The sequence below is a fragment of the Streptosporangium sp. NPDC006930 genome (assembly GCF_040635605.1).
Taxonomy (GTDB): domain Bacteria; phylum Actinomycetota; class Actinomycetes; order Streptosporangiales; family Streptosporangiaceae; genus Streptosporangium.
In genome coordinates this window covers 1-1559 of the sequence record NZ_JBEYID010000068.1, presented here as the reverse complement: position 1 = coordinate 1559, position 1559 = coordinate 1, and the positions used below count along the sequence as shown (strand labels likewise).

The 1559-nt window shown below is 61.8% G+C and carries 1 protein-coding gene; it reads left to right on the top strand.

Features of this window, described 5'->3' with window-relative positions; all coding sequences use genetic code 11:
- The first annotated feature begins 628 nt into the window (after positions 1 to 628).
- The gene (locus ABZ664_RS39375) at positions 629 to 1255 is read left to right on the top strand and encodes a hypothetical protein (RefSeq protein WP_362522391.1); all 627 of its coding nucleotides are present in this window, start codon (positions 629 to 631) and stop codon (positions 1253 to 1255) included.
- The last annotated feature ends 304 nt before the right edge of the window (positions 1256 to 1559 follow it).

Sequence of the window (1559 nt, the reverse complement as noted above, 5' to 3'; positions counted from 1 at the left end):
CTTCTCCCTGGAGGAGCTCGACCGACAGCGATCAGCACACCAGGCACGAACCCTCCCCGTCGTTCCCGCACACACCCGAACAGAGGTACAGCCAGAGGGGCACCTGCGAGAGAACACCCAGCTCAGAGAGCTGGGTACCGTTGCGAACCATCCACTCGTCTCTGGCCGAGGGCCGCGTTAAACGTGCTCATGCTCCCGCCGAACACGTACCGGACACGGATCTCGTACATGCCGACACAGTTCGCCCATCCGGACACAGACGGCGACGAGCCGGGTGACCACTTCGAATACCGCGTCGAGATGTGGACCATCACGGAGGAAACCGAGGTCCGCGCCCTGAAGCAGAGCCCTATCCTTTTGGCCTGGATAACCCTTTAATCCGTAGAATTCGTCAGCGAGATCCCGCCCTGCTTAAATGGTGGCCGCGGATCGATGAAGAGCGACGCTGTAAGGCGGCGTTGCCGTATCGACGCCGTATGTCACCGCTGTGGACGCAACTCTTAGCGCACCCTCTCACCGCGCGGAATGCTCACCGCCCCAGCCCGCAGGCTCCTTCTGGACAAGCGCATGTCCACCTACTCGACTTCAAAATCCAAATGCAGCAAGCCGAAAGAAGACCTTACAACCCATGACCCTCATCACCCTGCGGCAAGCCGCCATCCACCTCAACCTCTCCTCCACCTCCCTACAGAAGATCGCGGCTGCGGGTCTGCTTCCCGCGGCCCGTCAGCACGGTGGCAAGCTGGTCGTCCCCGCGGATGTGGTGCAACGAATCCAAGCTCGCTCCGCTGTAGCGCTGCATCACCTCCTGCCAACGGCAACGGGTAGCGCCACGATGGCGGTGTTGCGCGTCGACGTGGCGAAGCATGTCCCAGATGAAGATCGCCCCTTCATCGGTTTTCGTGCCGATCTGACACCTGAAGACCTACTGGAGGCGCTGCGTGGCTGGTGGGTGGGGAGACCCGAAAAGATCGCCCAAGCTGGCATTCTCCCGGTGACCCTCGGCGGATTCATCGTCGCCGTACTGACGGGACTGATCAGCTGGGATACCAAACTGACCGACAATGGCCTGATACGTCATCGTTTCGACGCGAGACTCGCCGGCTACATCAGTGACCTCGACGCGGCCACCAACATGATCGATGTCGGCACAGCCGACGACCTGCGAATCGCCAAGCTCCTCCTCGGCAAGCGCCTCGAATCCACGTCTGGCGGCCCGATCGCCTACGTGAGCGCAGCCAAAGCCTCCATGTAGTTGGCTACCGTCACAAGGACGATCCCCAGGCTGGAAACGCCGCGTTCCTCTTCGAAGCGCAGACCGGAGTCGCCTGAACCCGTGGACCGACATTCGGCTGCTGGGGCACTGTCGGAAGAGCGGCCCCATGTCGACGTCACTCGAACCGTGACCCCCTATCGGCACCTGGGTTCTAGGGCCTGTCTGGACTTCGGATCTTTAGACGGGTTGAAGGCTTCGGAGCCACAAGATGGCTCCGCGGAGATGAAGGCCCGCGAGATAGCTTTCGGGGGTCTTGTCGAAGCGAAAGGCCAGCCCGCGCCAC